This is a genomic window from Stutzerimonas kirkiae (assembly GCF_004327335.1).
GTDB lineage: Bacteria > Pseudomonadota > Gammaproteobacteria > Pseudomonadales > Pseudomonadaceae > Stutzerimonas > Stutzerimonas kirkiae.
Genome location: NZ_QJUO01000036.1, coordinates 26207 through 42929, shown reverse-complemented (window position 1 = coordinate 42929; position 16723 = coordinate 26207). Strand labels below are relative to the sequence as shown.

Annotated in this window: 16 protein-coding genes; 11 read left to right on the top strand and 5 right to left on the bottom strand. The window is 64.4% G+C overall.

What is annotated here, in order from left to right; genetic code table 11:
• Positions 1-352: 352 nt before the first annotated feature.
• From rplU to DNJ95_RS16435, 8 genes are all read left to right on the top strand, one after another.
• The gene (gene rplU, locus DNJ95_RS16470; protein ID WP_131185821.1) at positions 353-664 is read left to right on the top strand and encodes a 50S ribosomal protein L21; all 312 of its coding nucleotides are present in this window, start codon (positions 353-355) and stop codon (positions 662-664) included.
• A 36-nt stretch (positions 665-700) separates the two neighbouring features.
• Positions 701-958, top strand: a complete 258-nt coding sequence (gene rpmA, locus DNJ95_RS16465; RefSeq protein ID WP_131185820.1) for a 50S ribosomal protein L27 — start codon at positions 701-703, stop codon at positions 956-958.
• A 262-nt stretch (positions 959-1220) separates the two neighbouring features.
• On the top strand, positions 1221-2441 hold the full coding sequence (gene cgtA, locus DNJ95_RS16460; RefSeq protein WP_131185819.1) for an Obg family GTPase CgtA: 1221 nt from the start codon (positions 1221-1223) through the stop codon (positions 2439-2441).
• A 156-nt stretch (positions 2442-2597) separates the two neighbouring features.
• On the top strand, positions 2598-3716 hold the full coding sequence (proB, locus tag DNJ95_RS16455) for a glutamate 5-kinase (protein ID WP_131185818.1): 1119 nt from the start codon (positions 2598-2600) through the stop codon (positions 3714-3716).
• Between the two features lie 7 nt (positions 3717-3723).
• On the top strand, positions 3724-4179 hold the full coding sequence (locus DNJ95_RS16450; protein WP_181953402.1) for a CreA family protein: 456 nt from the start codon (positions 3724-3726) through the stop codon (positions 4177-4179).
• Between the two features lie 283 nt (positions 4180-4462).
• A complete protein-coding gene (locus DNJ95_RS16445; RefSeq protein WP_131185817.1) occupies positions 4463-6829 on the top strand; it encodes an ATP-binding protein in 2367 nt (788 codons plus the stop codon).
• Complete coding sequence (locus tag DNJ95_RS16440) at positions 6826-7257, top strand: response regulator (RefSeq protein WP_131185816.1); 432 nt, start codon at positions 6826-6828, stop codon at positions 7255-7257. Before DNJ95_RS16445 ends, DNJ95_RS16440 begins: the two co-directional genes overlap by 4 nt.
• A 6-nt stretch (positions 7258-7263) precedes the next feature.
• Positions 7264-9324: a putative bifunctional diguanylate cyclase/phosphodiesterase gene (locus tag DNJ95_RS16435; RefSeq protein ID WP_131185815.1), complete on the top strand. Its 2061-nt coding sequence runs from the start codon at positions 7264-7266 to the stop codon at positions 9322-9324.
• Between the two features lie 79 nt (positions 9325-9403).
• Here DNJ95_RS16435 and rpsT read toward each other — a convergent pair whose 3' ends face one another.
• Together rpsT and DNJ95_RS16425 are read right to left on the bottom strand one after the other, a co-directional pair.
• The gene (gene rpsT / locus DNJ95_RS16430; RefSeq protein ID WP_131185814.1) at positions 9404-9682 is read right to left on the bottom strand and encodes a 30S ribosomal protein S20; all 279 of its coding nucleotides are present in this window, start codon (positions 9680-9682) and stop codon (positions 9404-9406) included.
• Between the two features lie 100 nt (positions 9683-9782).
• On the bottom strand, positions 9783-10268 hold the full coding sequence (locus tag DNJ95_RS16425; RefSeq protein ID WP_131185813.1) for an LEA/WHy family protein: 486 nt from the start codon (positions 10266-10268) through the stop codon (positions 9783-9785).
• Between the two features lie 648 nt (positions 10269-10916).
• Here DNJ95_RS16425 and DNJ95_RS16420 point away from each other — a divergent pair.
• From DNJ95_RS16420 to DNJ95_RS16410, 3 genes are all read left to right on the top strand, one after another.
• The gene (locus DNJ95_RS16420) at positions 10917-13010 is read left to right on the top strand and encodes a TonB-dependent receptor family protein (RefSeq protein ID WP_131185812.1); all 2094 of its coding nucleotides are present in this window, start codon (positions 10917-10919) and stop codon (positions 13008-13010) included.
• A 120-nt stretch (positions 13011-13130) separates the two neighbouring features.
• Positions 13131-13595 carry an Rpn family recombination-promoting nuclease/putative transposase gene (locus DNJ95_RS19570; protein WP_420824395.1) on the top strand — a complete coding sequence of 155 codons (465 nt, stop codon included), beginning with the start codon at positions 13131-13133 and terminating at the stop codon, positions 13593-13595.
• Positions 13478-14251, top strand: a complete 774-nt coding sequence (locus DNJ95_RS16410; protein ID WP_420824396.1) for an Rpn family recombination-promoting nuclease/putative transposase — start codon at positions 13478-13480, stop codon at positions 14249-14251. The genes DNJ95_RS19570 and DNJ95_RS16410 overlap by 118 nt, the downstream gene beginning before the upstream one ends.
• A gap of 145 nt (positions 14252-14396) precedes the next feature.
• Here DNJ95_RS16410 and DNJ95_RS16405 read toward each other — a convergent pair whose 3' ends face one another.
• From DNJ95_RS16405 to DNJ95_RS16395, 3 genes are all read right to left on the bottom strand, one after another.
• Entirely contained in the window at positions 14397-14906 is a 510-nt protein-coding gene (locus tag DNJ95_RS16405; RefSeq protein WP_242671985.1) for an Hsp20/alpha crystallin family protein, read from the bottom strand.
• A 125-nt stretch (positions 14907-15031) separates the two neighbouring features.
• On the bottom strand, positions 15032-15898 hold the full coding sequence (gene sseA / locus DNJ95_RS16400) for a 3-mercaptopyruvate sulfurtransferase (RefSeq protein WP_131185808.1): 867 nt from the start codon (positions 15896-15898) through the stop codon (positions 15032-15034).
• 11 nt (positions 15899-15909) lie between these two features.
• On the bottom strand, positions 15910-16629 hold the full coding sequence (locus DNJ95_RS16395; protein ID WP_131185807.1) for a DUF4198 domain-containing protein: 720 nt from the start codon (positions 16627-16629) through the stop codon (positions 15910-15912).
• Positions 16630-16723: the final 94 nt, after the last annotated feature.

Genomic DNA, 16723 nt, shown 5'->3' with positions numbered 1-16723 from the left:
CACTCTGCCATGCGAGGGGGCGGGCTGTTCGGCGCGGGCGGCGGAACGCCGGTCGGCATGTCCAGGCGATGGCGCCGCGTGCGCCGTGGGGCGAAGAGCGCTCCAGCCTTCAGCGCTTTTATCGAAGTGCCTGGCCGCTGGATAATGGAGTGGTCCGCTCGCCCTGCCGGTATGTTGTTTTCAGCTTGAAGCTTGCAATTGTCACGCGTACAATCGCGGACCCTGAACTTTTACTGGGCATTTCCCTGCCTTACGCAATTGCACTGGCGCCTCTCCCGGCACCACGCAGCCATGCCAGCCACCAATCATTCTTACAAAGCGCTGGGTGAGCAGGATCAACGGAGATACACAGATGTACGCAGTCATCGTAACCGGCGGCAAGCAATATAAAGTTGCCGAAGGCGAATACCTGAAAATCGAGAAACTCGAAGCCGCTACCGGCGACGCCGTCACCTTCGACCGCGTCCTGCTGGTCGGCAACGGCGAAGACGTGAAGATCGGCGCTCCGGTCGTAGATGGTGCCAAGGTTACCGCTGAGGTGGTTGCCCAGGGCCGTCACGACAAAGTGACCATCATCAAGTTCCGCCGCCGCAAGCACCACATGAAGCGTCAGGGCCACCGCCAGTGGTTCACTGAGGTCAAAATCACCGGTATTCAGGGCTGATCCAGGCCTGAATCCCCCAACAGGAGTATTGAACTCATGGCACACAAAAAAGCTGGCGGTTCCACCCGCAACGGCCGCGACTCCGAAAGTAAACGCCTTGGCGTGAAACTGTTCGGTGGCCAGGCCATCAAGGCCGGCAACATCATCGTGCGTCAGCGTGGCACCCAGTTCCACGCCGGTGTTGGCGTTGGCATCGGCAAGGATCACACCCTGTTCGCGAAAGTGGAAGGCGTGGTCAAGTTCGAAGTCAAGGGCGCCTTCGGTCGTCGTTATGTGAGCGTCGTCGCGGCCTGATCGCGGTGTTGCTCGAGAAGCCCCGTCATGCGACGGGGCTTTTTTGTTTGGCCGCCATCCATGGCGGCAACCCTTCGGGCCGTCTCTGGATGACTTCAAGAATGGCTCCCGGCCACTTCCTGTTTCCGTATCCTGTGAGGTTCTTGCAAAACGGCTCGCCACTTCTTTAATAGTGGTGCCGGCAGCCCGGCGGCTGCGAGGGGTTTTGCAAGGCCCTTATATTCCTGTTTCTCGACCCGCATTGCCGCGGGAGGCGTTCTCCATGAAATTCGTCGATGAAGTATCCATTTTTGTAAAGGCCGGTGATGGCGGTAACGGCATGATGAGCTTCCGGCGCGAGAAGTTCATCGAGAAGGGCGGCCCCAATGGCGGCGATGGCGGCGACGGTGGCTCGGTGTATCTGATCGCCGATGAGAACCTCAATACACTGGTCGATTACCGTTATACCCGCAGGTTCATGGCGCGTAACGGCGAGAAAGGCGGCAGCACCGATTGTACCGGCGCCAAGGGCGACGACCTGCTGCTGCCGGTGCCGGTCGGCACCACGGTGATCGATGCCGCGACCCAGGAAGTGATCGGCGACCTGACGGTTGCCGGGCAGCGCTTGCTGGTTGCCCAGGGCGGCTGGCATGGACTGGGCAATACCCGCTTCAAATCCAGTACCAACCGCGCGCCGCGCCAGACCACGCCGGGCAAGCCGGGCGATGCGCGGGACCTGAAGCTGGAGTTGAAGGTGCTGGCCGATGTCGGCCTGCTGGGTTTGCCGAATGCCGGCAAGAGCACCTTTATCCGTTCGGTGTCGGCGGCCAAGCCCAAGGTGGCGGACTATCCCTTCACCACGCTGGTGCCGAACCTGGGAGTGGTCAGTGTCGGGCGCTACAAGAGCTTCGTCGTCGCCGACATCCCGGGGCTGATCGAAGGCGCCGCCGAAGGCGCCGGCCTGGGCATTCGCTTCCTCAAGCACCTGGCGCGCACGCGGCTGCTGTTGCACCTGGTGGACATGGCGCCGCTGGATGGCAGTGACCCGGCCGATGCGGCCGAAGTGATTCTGCGCGAGCTGGAGAAATTCAGCCCGGCACTGGCCCAGCGTGAGCGCTGGCTGGTGCTGAACAAGGCGGACCAGATGCTCGATGACGAGCGCGAGGAGCGTCTCCGCCAGGTGGTCGAGCGCTTGCAGTGGACGGGGCCGGTGTTCGTGATCTCCGCGCTGGAGAGCGAGGGTACCGAGGCGCTGAGCCAGGCCATCATGCGCTATCTGGATGAGCGCCAGGAGCGCCTGGCGGAAGATGTGGCCTATGCCGAGGCCCTGGCCGAACTCGACCGGCAGATCGAGGGCGAGGCGCGGGCACGCCTGCAGGCGCTCGATGACCAGCGCGCGCTGCGGCGTTCGGGGCTCAAGGCGGTGGGCGAGGCCGATGACGACGACGATGATTTCGATGACGATGATGATGAGGGCGGCGCGGAGATTTTCTACGTCCGCTGAGGTTTTCGTGTGTTGCGTCGAGGGTGGGCCTGAGAGCCTGTTCACGATCCCGCGAGCTAGAGCCCTGTTTTCAACGCGACAGAGCTGATGCACGGCGGATGGTGAGTGGGTTCCGAGTGGTCCGTTCGATGATTTGCCGGAGATAAGGCAGGGGCGATGCGGGACAAGGTGAGTGGTGCGCGGCGCTGGGTGGTGAAGATCGGCAGCGCCTTGCTGACGGCGGATGGGCGTGGCCTGGATCAGGCCGCCATGGCCGTGTGGGTCGAGCAGATGGTGGCGTTGCGCGCTGCCGGTGTCGAGCTGGTATTGGTTTCTTCCGGGGCCGTGGCCGCTGGCATGAGTCGGCTCGGCTGGGCCGAGCGCCCGAAAGCGGTGCACGAGCTGCAGGCTGCCGCGGCGGTCGGGCAGATGGGGTTGGTGCAGGCCTGGGAGGCCAGTTTCGCCCGTTGCGCGCAGCAGACCGCACAGATTCTGCTGACCCACGATGACCTGTCGGATCGCAAGCGCTATCTCAATGCCCGCAGCACCCTGCGTACCCTGGTCGATCTGGGGGTGGTGCCGGTGATCAACGAGAACGATACCGTGGCGACCGATGAAATCCGTTTCGGTGACAACGATACGCTGGCGGCGCTGGTGGCCAACCTGGTGGAGGCCGATCTGCTGGTCATCCTGACCGACCGCGACGGCATGTTCGATGCCGACCCCCGGCATAATCCGGGGGCGACCCTGATCAGTGAGGCGCGTGCCGATGATCCGGCGCTCGATGCGGTTGCCGGCGGTACCGGCGGGGCGCTGGGCCGTGGCGGGATGCAGACCAAGCTGCGGGCGGCGCGCCTGGCGGCGCGTTCGGGGGCGCATACGGTGATCGTCGGTGGGCGTATCGAGCAGGTGCTGGCGCGGCTCAAGGGTGGTGAGCGACTGGGTACGCTGCTGGCTCCCGAGCGTGGCCGGCATGCGGCGCGCAAGCAGTGGCTGGCCGGTCACTTGCAGACTCGCGGCACCCTGGTGCTGGATGCCGGGGCGGTGAACGCTCTCAGGCAGGGGCATCGCAGCCTGCTGGCGGTGGGGGTCAAGGCGGTCGAAGGCTCGTTCCGGCGCGGCGAGATGGTGGTCTGTGTCGGCCTGGACGGTGTCGAAGTCGCGCATGGCCTGGTCAACTACAGCGCTGCCGAGGCTCGCCGTATCAGTGGCCATTCCTCCGACGAGATCGAAAGCCTGCTGGGTTATGTCGATGACCCGGAACTGATTCATCGTGACAATATGGTCATCGTCTGAGGTGGGTATGGGACGCTATCTGCCGGGTTTGCTGCTTGCTCTGGGCGTTGCCCAGGGGGCCTGGGCCGAACGCATCGGCGAGGTTTCCACCGTGTTCAAGTGGGTGGGGCCGAACGACAAGATCGTTGTCGAGGCTTTCGATGACCCCAAGGTCGAGGGGGTCACCTGTTATCTGTCGCGAGCGAAGACCGGGGGCATAAAGGGTGGCGTCGGCCTTGCCGAGGATCGTGCCGAGGTTTCCGTCGCCTGCCGGCAAGTCGGGCCGATACGCTTCAAGGAGCCGCTGAAAGAGGGTGAGGAGGTATTCAAGGAGCGCACCTCGCTGATCTTCAAGACCATGCAGGTGGTACGTTTCCACGACAAGGCGCGCAATACCCTTGTCTACCTGGCCTATAGCGATCGTGTCATCGAGGGCAGTCCGCAGAATGCGGTGACGGCCATTCCCATCCTGCCCTGGCGCTGAGCCTTCAACGGCGGCTGCGGGCTTCAGGCCCAGCTCCAGGCCGTGCCTGCTCCCGGTGGTTCCCTGCAACGGCCGCGCCTCCACGGGTGGCGCGAGGCGTCTAGCGCGGATCTTTGCGCCTACCTTTTGCGAGTGCTGCCGGCCCGTCCTGGTGTGGTCATGGCTCTGGCTGAATCCAGTGGGGCATGGAGCGGCTTGATCTGCGGGAGAAATGCTTCCAATCTACGCGAGCTGGGGGGTCGTATAGCGATCAGGCGGGGTGCAGCTGCCGGAGCAGGATTCGATGGCGAGCGAGAGAATTGTCCAGGCAACGGATACCGGGGAGCGGTTGGCGCCTTCGTTCACCAGGGCGCTGGTTTCCAGTGTCGTCGGCTTGCTCATCGTTCTTGGATCGGCGCTGCTCGTGGCCATGTTCTGGCAGGGAAGCGCGAGTACCGAAGAGGCGGCCCGCCAGGAAGTCGGCGAGACACTGAACAAGACACTGGGGCGCCTGCGGATATTGCTCAGGGCGGCGGAAATGACCGTGGCGTCGGTCGAGCGTATCGTGCGGGCGACCCCCGCCAGCGGCGATAGCCTGCAACCGATGCTGGAGAGCGCTCTGGCCGCCTTCGAGCAGCGGCCAGAGTTGAGCTACCTCGGTATCGTTCTGCCCGAGCATGGCGAGTATGGGAACCTGGAGCGGACCGCCACGGGCGAAGTGCTCCTCTGGCTGTTTCCCGGGGCCCGGCCCCGGGACCCGAACGTCCGGACCTTTGCGCTGATGGAGCAAGGCTTCGTGCTCCGCGACGCATCCCCCCACGATGGTTACGATCCGCGTCGCCGGCCCTTCTATCAGGCGGCGTTGAACAGTACTGCCGAAGGTACCTGGATGCGTGTCTATCCCTGGGTCGTGCATGGCGGGGATAGCCAGCCGCTCTGGGGGTTCAGCTATGTGAAGGCATTGCATGACGAGGCCGGCGGGTTGCTCGCGGTGCTCGATAGCGACTTCGACATCCCGGCCCTGAACGGCTTCCTGGGCGCTCTCGCCGACGAGTACGCGACCCGCCTGCATATCATCGAGCTGGGGACGACGCCTCGGCTGATCGGCGCTCCCGAGGTCGGGCGGCAGCCATTGCCACTGCCTGCGGAACTGGCGACATTGCTGGATTTCCCCGGCGATACCTTCGTCGACCGGCTGGTGCTGGATGGCGAGCGGCGCTGGGTCGCGGCCCGCCGTATGGAGCTGCAGGGCGGGGTGCCATGGCTGGTCGTCGTGTCGCATGCCGCGCCTTTGATCGAAGCCCCGCTGCAGCGCCAGTTGTTCCAGGTATTGGCCATGGGCGCGACCATTGCGCTGTTGCTGGTGCTGGTTTCCGTTCGGGTAGCGCGCCGTTTCGGCAGGCCATTGCGGGAGCTGGAGCGGCGTGTGGCGCGGCTCGGGCTGTGCCGGGACGGCGCGCTGGCGGCGGGGAAGGCCAGTGTGGAAGGGTTCCGCGAGACCCAACTGCTGGGCGAGGCGCTCGATCGCATGGCCCGGGGCATGCACCAGGAAGCGCTGGCCAGGGAGCAGCGCCTGGCATCGCTGGCCTTGAAAGGGGCGATGTTCGATTTCACTTCCGCGGCGATCTTCAGTCTGGATACCAGCTTGCATGTCATCGAGTGGAATGCCGCGGCCGAGCGACTGTTCGGCCATTCGCGGGACGAGGTGCTGGAAAGGCCGGTGGGCGACGCGGTCCTCACTCCCGAGGGGCCTGCCGACTGGGCCGCTATCCTGGCTACCACGGGAACTGGCACTTTTCGCTTCGTCGGTGCCCAGGGCGCTTTCGATGCCGAGCTGCGGCTGGTGACTTTCATGCAGGAGGCGCGCGAGGTGCATACCCTTGTACTCAACGATATCACCGAGCGGGAGCAGGCCCAGGCCAGGCTGCAGGCCTTCAACACCGAGCTCGAACGGCGGGTGGGCGAGCGTACGGCGGAGCTGCGGGCCATCAATCAGGAGCTGGACTCTTTCTGTCATGCGGTTTCCCATGACCTGCGCGCACCCTTGCGCGGCATTGCCGGATTTTCCGAGATTCTCGCCAATAACTATGCCGCCAGCCTCGACGAGAAGGCGCGCAATTACCTGGGGCGGGTCCAGGCCGCCACCCAGCGCATGGGCGATCTGATCGACGACCTGCTCAAATTGTCCCGCGTTTCCCGTGACGAGATGCGTCGGCAGAGGGTCGACCTGAGCATGTTGGCGCGGGAGGTCATCGCCGATCTTCGGGAGGCGGCGCCCGAGCGCCGGGTGGAGGTGTCCATCGAGGACGGCTTGTATGCCGAGGGCGATATACGGCTGTTGCGCGTGATGCTGGAAAACCTGCTGGGCAACGCCTGGAAGTTCACCTCGAATACGCCGGATGCCCATATCGCTTTCACTGCGCTTGCCGATGAGGGCGATACTCCAGCCTTCGTCATCGGTGACAATGGCGCCGGTTTCGACATGCGTTATGTAAACAAGCTGTTCGGCGCCTTCCAGCGCCTGCACCGTGAGGCGGAATTCCCCGGTACCGGCATAGGCCTCGCCACGGTCCTGCGCATCGTCAATCGCCATGGTGGATATATCCGCGCCTACGCCGAGTTGGGCAAGGGCGCTACTTTCCAGTTTTCCCTCGGACGGGCCGAATCATGAACGCCAAGACCATTCTCCTCGTCGAGGACAATCCGGACGATGAAGAGCTGACGCTGCTCGCTTTCGAGCAGAATCATATTTCCAACGCCATCACCGTCGCCCGCGATGGCGTCGAGGCACTTGACCTGCTGTTCGGGCCTGACGGGCAGGGCGGCAGTATCGACCCGGCGGTGATACTGCTCGACCTGAAGTTGCCGAAGGTGGACGGCCTGGAGGTGCTGCGGCGCATTCGCGGCGACGAGCGCACGCGATTCCTGCCGGTGGTGATCCTGACATCCTCGCGCGAGGAACAGGACCTGATCGACAGCTACAGCCTGGGTTGCAACAGTTATGTGCGCAAACCCGTCAACTTTGCCGAGTTCCTCGGGGCTGTCCGGCAGTTGGGGCTGTACTGGCTTCTTCTCAATGAACAGCCCTCAGGGAGGTAAACCGCCATGGCTCCCATTCTCCGTGTCCTCATGGTCGAAGATTGCGAGGACGATGCGTTCCTCGTGCGCGAAGTGCTGAGCGGCGGTGGCTATGAAGTCCTCGCCCTGCGGGTGGACACCGAGGATGACCTGCTGCAGGCATTGCGCGACGAGGAATGGGATATTGTCCTGGCCGACTATTGCCTGCCTGCGTTCAGTGCCGAGGGGGCGCTGAGGGTGTTGCGCGAGTCGGGCCTCGATATTCCGGCGATCGTCGTTTCCGGCACCGTGGGCGAAGATGTCGCGGTGCAGACGATCAAGCTCGGCGCCGATGACTACCTGCTCAAGCAGAACCTGACCCGGCTGGCCTCGGCGGTGCGGCAGGTGCTCGAGGGCGCCGCCAGCCGGCGCCAGCAGCGCCGGCTCGAGCGCATGAAAAGCATCATCCTGGACAGTTCACCGGACCTGATCTGCATCCTGGATATGCAGGGGCGCTTCATCGAGGTGAGTTCGGCATCCCTGGCGATGCTCGGTTACGCGCCGGACGAACTGGAGGGGGCGCATTTCGAGGGCATGATGCACCCGGCGGACCTGCAGCGGGCATGGGACGAGTTCCATTCGATCCTGGCTGGCCATCCCGTGCGGAACTTCGAGAGCCGCCTGCTGCATCGCTCCGGAGCGGTGGTGCATCTGCTCTGGTCGGCCGCGTTTTCCAGGGATGATGGCCTGATCGTCTCCGTTGGGCATGACATCACCGCGCGCAAGCAAGCCGAGCAGCACATCCGCTATCTGGCCATGCACGATGACCTGACAGGCCTGCCGAACCGTAACCTGATCCAGGACCGCATCGTGCAGGCGATTGCCCATGCGCGCCGCAGCGGCTCCCTGCTTGCGCTGCTTTACCTCGACCTGGACCGCTTCAAGATCATCAACGATGGTTATGGCCACCTGTTCGGCGATGCCGTGCTGAGGGCGTCCGGTGAGCGCCTGGTGCGCCTGGTGCGCGAGGGCGACACCGTGGCGCGGCTCGGGGGCGACGAGTTCCTGATTCTGTTGACCGACCTTCGCCAGCCGGGCGATGCGGATATCGTCGCGCGCAAGATCATCGAGAGCCTGGATTGCCCGCTGGCGGTCCAGGGGCGGGAGATACACCTGTCGGGCAGCCTTGGTGTGAGCCTGTTCCCATACGATGGCGAAACCGCCGCGGCGCTGATCGACAATGCCGATATGGCCATGTATCGGGCCAAGGAGCTGGGTCGCAGCAACTATCAGTTCTTCACCTGTGAGATGAGCGAGAGGACGCAGCAGCGGGTCGAACTCGAGACTCGCTTGCGTGGCGCCGCGGCGGCCGGGCAGTTGCGGCTGGTCTACCAGCCCAAGGTCAGTCTGGACGATGGGCGCATCATCGGCTGCGAAGCGTTGTTGCGCTGGCATCACCCGGAGCTGGGGCTGGTGCCACCCGGCCACTTCATTCCGATCGCCGAGGAGTCGGGGTTGATCGTGGCGATTGGCGACTGGGTGCTGCGGGCCGCCTGCGCCCAGGCCAGGGCCTGGATGGATGCGGGGTTGCCGCCGATTTGTGTCGCGGTGAATGTTTCGGCGTTGCAGTTCCTGCAGCAGGATGTGGTCGCCTGGGTCACGCGCATACTCGAGGAAGTGGGGATACCACCCGGCTGGCTGGAGCTGGAGTTGACCGAGAGCCTGATCGCGCAGGATATAGAGAAGGTGACGATCGCCATCGACCAACTCAAGGGGCTCGGTGTGAAGCTGTCCATCGACGATTTCGGCATCGGCTATTCGAGCCTGAGCTACCTGAAGCGCTTCCGGGTGGACACGCTGAAGATCGACCAGTCTTTCGTGCGCAACATGCTGGTCGAGGCCGAGGACTCGACCATCGTGCGGGCGGTCATTTCCCTGGCCCACAACCTCAACTTCAGGGTGATTGCCGAAGGTGTGGAAACCGAGCAGCACTGCCATTTCCTGCGGGCGCACGGTTGCGACGAAATCCAGGGCTATTACTTCAGCAGGCCGGTGACGGCGCCGGAGTTCGAGGCGATGCACCGGCAGGGCAAGCGGCTATCCGCCTGACGTTCGCGCCATGCGCGCATCAATGGCCGGCCATTAAAAAACCGGCGCTTGGCCGGTTTTTTCTTCACATGCTGGTCAATCAGGCTGCGGCGGCTTCGCCGAGTGCCTTGATATGGCCATTCAGACGGCTCTTGTGACGAGCGGCCTTGTTCTTGTGGATGATGCCCTTGTCGGCCATGCGGTCGATGACCGGTACGGCGGCAGTGTAGGCGGCCTGGGCTTTTTCCAGGTCTTTGGCATCAATGGCCTTGACTACATTCTTGATGTAGGTACGGACCATGGAACGCAGGCTGGCATTGTGGCTGCGACGCTTCTCAGCCTGAATGGCGCGTTTTTTGGCGGAAGGGCTGTTGGCCACCGTCGAACTCCTCGAAAACGTAGGATTACAGAGTAAATAAGGCCGCGAATCATGCCGAGTCAGGTGGGTCCTGTCAAGTGCAAGAGCGGAGTTCCGTGCATTATTCGTACGGCTGGCCGATGCCGGAGAAGTCCAGCGTTCCCCGCTCGACGAAGTTGCGCGTGCCGAACAGGCCGCCCGCCAGCTTGCCACGCAAGACGTAGGGCATCCGGTCCAGGCTCGAGGCGTTGGCAAGGCCGATGGCCTGGCGGGCCGCGGAGAAGGCGGAAAGCGTGACCGGAACCGTCAGTACCTGCTCACCGAAGCGCGGAATCTGCCCCTGCTGGTCGCTGACCCCGCTGGCGAGGCGCTTGCCGTTGACTTCCAGGTCCAGTGCCACGCCATTGTAGCTGACCGCCTGCTCGTTGGGGTTCTGCAGCCTGAGCTTGATCGCCAGGCGCAGCTCCAGCCCTTCGCCGGGCAGTGGCTGGATGCCGGCGACCTGCACGTTGAGTGGCGAGCGTGGCGCCAGGCTGGAGCAGGCACCGAGGGCCAGGGCCAGCAGACCGATACAGAGGAGGCGGGCAAAAGGCTGGAAGGTTGTCATGGCGGGCTCCTGGGTTGTGTCCTGTTCAGACGTCGACAGGGGGGGAACAGTTCGCGGGGTATTGCGAGCGGATTGGTAATCCGGTCTGCGACGGATCGTACACCGCAGATGGGGGCTGTGGCCTCGCGAACCTGGCCACCCCGCTACGAAACACGCATGAACCCGTCGCCCATATGAATAAGGGGGCGCTCTTCGTCGGCGTCCCTGCCGACGAAGGTTTCGTAGCGGGGCTGGCCAGGCGCGCAGCGAATACCGAGGCGACTATGGAAAGAGCTGTCGGCGCAGTGCCTGAAATTATTCGTAGGTCTGGCTCTTTCTCACAGTCACCGCCGCTGGTGGCTGTGCGGATGCCTGGTGGTGGGACGGGGCCTTCGCCGCCAGGGATGGCGGCGAAGAGCTACAGGGATGTATTCACGCGTGCCCCGTCCCGCCACCAGGCATTCGCACAGGAACGATGATCCCGAGATCGCGCCCTACGATCCTGAAGCCAGACACACTATTACCAATCCGGTCGCAATACCGGGTTCGATCCAACCCCGCGGCCCTGAGCCTGGGCGGTAGCCATTGCCCTGATTTCCGGGCGCCTGCTTACCTGTCGCTGCCTGCGATGGCATCATGCCCGCTTTTGTGCCGCAGGAACCACTACTGATGCTCTTTCGCCGCCTGTTGACCCTGTCCGCCCTTGGGGTGTTGTCGCCGACCCTGTCCGCCGCCTCGCTGGAGCTGGACTCCGTACGGGTCGCCGAGCATGCCCTGGATGCCGGGGCGCAGGCGCGGGAAAGGCTGCGCCAGGTGCCGGGTGGTACCAATCTGCTGGAGGGTGGGGAAATCCAGTCCGGTCGCACCGCCACCCTGCAGGATGTACTGGCCTACCAGCCGGGTGTGCAGGCGCAATCGGCGGGCAACGAGGGCGTCAAGCTGTCGATTCGTGGTTCGGGCATCAACCGCGGGCCGGGTGGCCATGGCTCGGGGGTGTTCGTGCTGCTGGACGGCCTGGCGCTGAGCGGACCAGGCGGGACGCCCTACGAGTTGCAAGAGCCGCTGTGGATCGAGCGGGCTGAGGTCTGGCGTGGCGCCAACGGTTTCGACAGGGGGGCGATGGCGCTCGGTGGCGCTATCGACCTGATCAGCCCCACCGGCTACACGGCGGCGCCACTGACCTTGCGCTACGAAGCCGGCAGCCACGGTTTTCGCAAGCGGCACGTCAGCAGTGGTGGGCATGCCGATGGCGCGGATTACTTCCTGGCGCTGACCGATTCCGACTACGACGGCTACCAGGAGCAGAGCGCGGGCAGCAGCAAGGGGGTGATGTTCAATGTCGGCTATCGCTTCAATCCTAAGCTGGATACCCGCTTCTATTTCCGCTATCGCGAGACCGAGCATGAAACGCCGGGGCGCCTGACCTGGGCGCAGATCAAGCATGATCCCCGCGCGGCCAATCCCACTTTCCTGGCGCGTGGCTCGTATCGCCCGCAACCGGGCAGCACCTGGGTGGCGAACAAGACCACCTGGCGTTTCGACGACGGTGGCATGCTGGAAGGCGGGCTGGCCTACCACGATTATCCGATGGACCTGCATGAAACGAACAACCGGGTGAAGCTGGAGTACAGCGATGCCAGCGCATCGCTGCGCTACAGCAAGCCGCATCAGTTGTTCGGGCGTGATAGCCAGAGCGCCGTGGCCTGGCGCGCCACCGTCTTTCTGCCGCATAGCGGCGCTTCTGAATACGTGCGCATCGCCGGCAGCTACCCGGTCGGCACCAAGACCCGCAACTACGAACACAACGGCTCTGATTCGCTGCTGCAGTTCTCCAACGAACTGGAGCTGGCGCCCGATCTCTGGCTATCCAGTGGCCTGGCGTTGATCTACACCCGCCGCGAAGTGCAGGTGACCTATCCACAGGAGGGCACGGCGCTGAGCCTGAGCACCTGGGACTATGCGCCGCGCCTGGGGTTGCGTTACCAGATGACGCCGGATCTACAGGTGTTTGGCAACCTCAGCCGTTCGGTCGAGGCGCCACATGCCTGGTCGATGCTCTGGGGTTCCAATGACACCTTCCCTGGCGGCAGCGGCGCGGCGACCGGCATGATCCGCAATCCGGTGGAACTGGAGAACCAGACCGCCACCACCCTGGAGGCCGGTGGCCGTGGCGATTCCGCCCTGGGTGCCTGGGCGCTGGCCTACTACTATTCGCTGGTACGCCATGAACTACTGACCGTCGAACTGGCGGATGGCCCGACCATCTACAACGCCGAATCGAATGCCAGCCCGACCATCCACCAGGGCATCGAAGCGGCGCTGGACTCCGAATTGCTGCGCGCCGGGCAGGGCCGGCTGCTGTTGCGCCAAGCCTATACCTATAGCAACTTCCGCTATCGCGACGACGATCTCTTCGGCGACAACCGCCTGCCGGGCTTGCCCGAACATTTCTACCAGGGCGAACTGCGCTACCAGCATGACAGTGGCTGGCACCTGGCGCTCAATGCGCAACTGGCCTCGCGGATGGCGGTGGATTATGCCAATAGCCGCCATGCCGGCAGCTACAAGGTGTTCGGTGCCCGTGCCGGCTACCAGGCGCCGCGCCAGGACTGGCTCGGCTGGCTGGAGTTGCGCAACCTGGGCGGCGAGCGCTATGCCAGCAGTGTCACACCGGGCTATGACGACAAGGGTGGCGATGCTGCCCGGCTGACTCCGGGCGAAGGCTTTGGCGTCTATGCCGGGATCAGCTATAGCTGGCGTTGAACCGCGCGGCGGACGTTTTCCCGTCTGCCCGGGCATTGCCGGTGGGAACTGTGAACGGCTTCACGGCAGTCCATGGGACGAACTGGCAACATTCGCTCCTGGAACTTCCAGGAGCGGGACATGGCGCATACTCACGACAGCGGCTACAAACTGCTGTTCTCCAACACCGCTTTCATTCGCGATCTGCTCCTGGGCTTCGTGCCCCATGAGTGGGTGCGGCAGCTCGATTTTGCGACCCTTGAGCCACTCAATGGCCACTACGTCAGCGAGGACATGCGCCAGCGCCACGAGGACATGGTATGGCGTGTACGCCTGCGGGGCGATTGGCTCCACATCTACCTGTTGCTGGAGTTCCAGTCCACGCCGGATCGCTTCATGGTACTGCGGCTGCTCAGTTACATCGGGCTGTTCTGGCAACAACTGGAGAAGCAGGGGCAACTGACCGACGACAAGCGGCTTCCCCCGTGCTGCCGCTGGTGCTCTACAACGGTGAGCAGGAGTGGCCCTACCCCACCGAACTGGCCGCCTTGTGCCATCCGCCACCGAAGGATCTGCGGAGCTTCCAGCCACAGGACTACCTGCTGATCGACGAGAGCCGCTACGAAGAAGAACAGCTCGCCGGCCAGCGCAACCTGGTGGCCACCCTCATGCGGCTGGAGCACGCCCGCGATGTGCAGAGCCTGCAAGCGATTATCGAGGAGTTGCTGACCTGGCTGCGGCTTGATGACCAGACGGCGCTTAGGCGTAATCTCGCGCAATGGATCGTTCGCCTGATTCGCCGTCGAGTGCCGCGGGGCGAGGTCCCCGAGTTGACCGACTTGCTGGAGGTAAACACCATGCTGGCCAAACGAGATATCGACTGGGGCGCGAAGTGGAAGCAGCAAGGCCGGGAAGAAGGCCGGGAGGAAGGGCAGGCTGCGCTGTTGCTGCGCCAGTTGAGCAAACGCTTCGGCCCGCTGCCGAGTGGGCTGTGCAACGGGTGGCCCGCGCCGGGGGGCAGCGGATCGGTCAATGGGCTGAGGCGATCTTCGATGCGCAGGACCTGGGAGAGCTGCTGGGGACGGCTGACGACGGGGCATAGGTGTCGACCGGCAGGCCTCGCAACCATGGCGGGCGACTACACTATGCACGGCAAACAGCCGAAAACAGCGCTGGAAGGCTGGACGAAAGAGCGCGACAGCCGATGTTTTTCGTCCAGTTTTGCAGCCTCCAGCGCTTTTATCGAAGTACCTTGCCGGTGAATAACGGCATAGCGCGATCGCCCTGGCAACTATGGGTTGGAAGCAAGGGCGGGCACTCAATGCGGTGTATGCTGCGATCCGCCATGGGGACGCCGTGCACTTTGCACTGGGCGCACCCTTGTTGCTGGCTAAGGGGTACGGGGCCTCACTCGCTGCGCTTGACCTCGATGCGCCGCTCGCTGGCCAGGGCTTCCGGTTTTTTCGGCAGGGTCAGGGTCAGCACGCCCTTGGCGAAGTTGGCTTCGATGGCGTCGGCGTCCGCTGCGGCGGGCAGGGTGAAGCGGCGCTCGAAACGACCGTAGCGGCGCTCGGACAGGTGGTACCCCTTCTTCTGTTCGTCGCGCTCGTCTTTCTTCTCGGCACTGATCGACAGGTCGCGGCCAGAGAGTTTGACCTCGATATCCTGCTCGTCCAGGCCGGGCAGCTCGGCGCTGATGACGAAGGCCTGGTCCTGTTCGACGATGTCCACGGCGGGTGTGCCGGGGCGGCCGAGGAACAGCTCGCTGTCGAACAGCCCCTTGCCCAGTGGCAGCAGGCCAGGGGTGTGGTCGTAGTCGTCGAACAGCCGGTCGATCTGCTTGCGCAGGTTCAGCAGGGGATGCCAATGGCTGGGCGCGCCCTGTTCCTTGGCCAGCTTTTTATCCTTGTCAGTCATGATGAGTCCCTCCATATGGGTGGATAGAAGAGAGATCAGACCGCCCGAAGGCTGTTCGGGCGGTCTGACCAGTACACAGTCTGCCGATATCTGGAACGAGCGGCCAAGACCTGGATGCTTTCAGCTTAGACCTTGTACTCATGGGGGGCCGAGCTTTCTTTGGGCAAATCGTCGCGCCCGCCCCATTCCGCCCAGGAGCCGTCGTACAGCGCGCCCGGCGCGAAGCCGGCGAGCACCAGGCCGAGGCTGAGGATGGCGGCGGTCATGCCGCTGCCGCAGGTGGTGACCAGCGGTCGCTGGCCATCCACTCCGGCGGCGTCGAACAGGCGGCGCAGTTCCGCGGCGGGCTTGAAGGTGGCGTCGGCATTCAGCAACTCGCCGAATGGCAGGTTGGCGCTGCCGGGGATATGCCCGCTGGCCAGCCCGGGGCGTGGCTCCGCCACTTCGCCGGAGAAGCGCCCGGCGGCGCGGGCGTCGAGCAGTTGCTCGGCCTGGCTGTCGAGGTTGCCGCGAACGTCGCCGACGCCGCGCAGCAGGCCGGCGCGCAGGCTGGCGCGGAAGCTGGCCGGAGCCGCCGCGGCGGCCTCGCCAGTCGCCAGCGCGTGACCTTCGGCGCGCCACTTGGGCAGGCCGCCGTCGAGTACCGCCACCCGCTCATGGCCGAACAACTGGAACAGCCACCAGGCGCGGGCGGCGGAGAACAGGCCCTTCTGGTCGTAGACCACCACCCGATCGTCGTTGCCGATACCCAGCTCGCCAGCCAGGCGGGCGAAGCGCCCGGCGCTGGGGACCATGTGTGGCAGCTCGGTGTCCGGGTCGGAGAAGTGTTCGATGTCGAAGAAGCGCGCGCCAGGGATATGCCCGGCGCGGAATTCCGCCTGGGAATCGCGGCCTTCGTTGGGCAGGTAGGCGCTGGCGTCCAGTACCAGCAGGCCGGGTTCGCCGAGGTGTTCGGCCAGCCACTGGCTGTCGATCAGGGGTCCGAAGGTCATGGGTCGATTCCTCAATGTCCGTGATGTGCCAAGGCGAAGCTGAGGCTGCTGAAATAGCGTTTGAAATCCACCTCGGTGCCCGCCGGTTGGGGCTGATCGTACTCCAGGGCGATCACGTTGAGGCTGTCGGCATGCAGTTTTACCCGGGTCTGGCCCGAGGCGTCGGTGGCCGGGCTGAGGGCATGGTCGTTGGCGATGAAGTCCTCGGCCAGTCTGACCCCGGCCAGGGGCTTGCCGTCGAGCAGGACCTGTATGTTCAGTGAGTCGCCGCGTTTGAGTGCCAGCGGGTCGCCCTGCGGCAGCAGTTCCAGGCCCTGGCCGCGAGGTGCGATGGGCAGCTTCGGCGTGGCTTGCACGCTGAGGTTGTACTTGCGCGCGTAGAGGCCCTCGACGGCGCCGGGCAGCGCGGCCTTGGCCAGCGGTTGCCAGGGGGCGTCCTTGGTGCTGCGGCTGTAGAAGCCGAAGTCCACCGTGGTACGCAGCAGGGCGGCATCCGCTGGCGCCTGCAGGGTCAGGTGATCGCCCCGGTCGATACGCTTGACCTTGACCACCTCGCCATTGGCGCGCAGGCCTTCGACGGCTGTCACCTGGCCGGGCTCGTAAGACTCATCGGAGGCGCCTTCGCCGATTACTACCGCCAGTTCACCGTGGCGCTGGGCGACGTAGACGCCGTGGGCATGGGCCTGCTGGGCGGCCAGCAGGGCGAGTAGGACAAGTGCGGTTCTGTTCATGGAAGGTTCCTTTCGTCGGTGTGGCTGGTTGGTGTCGCGGTGCGCATGGCGCACCCGGTCGTGCAGGGTGCGCCATGCGCTCCTGGGGAGTGGT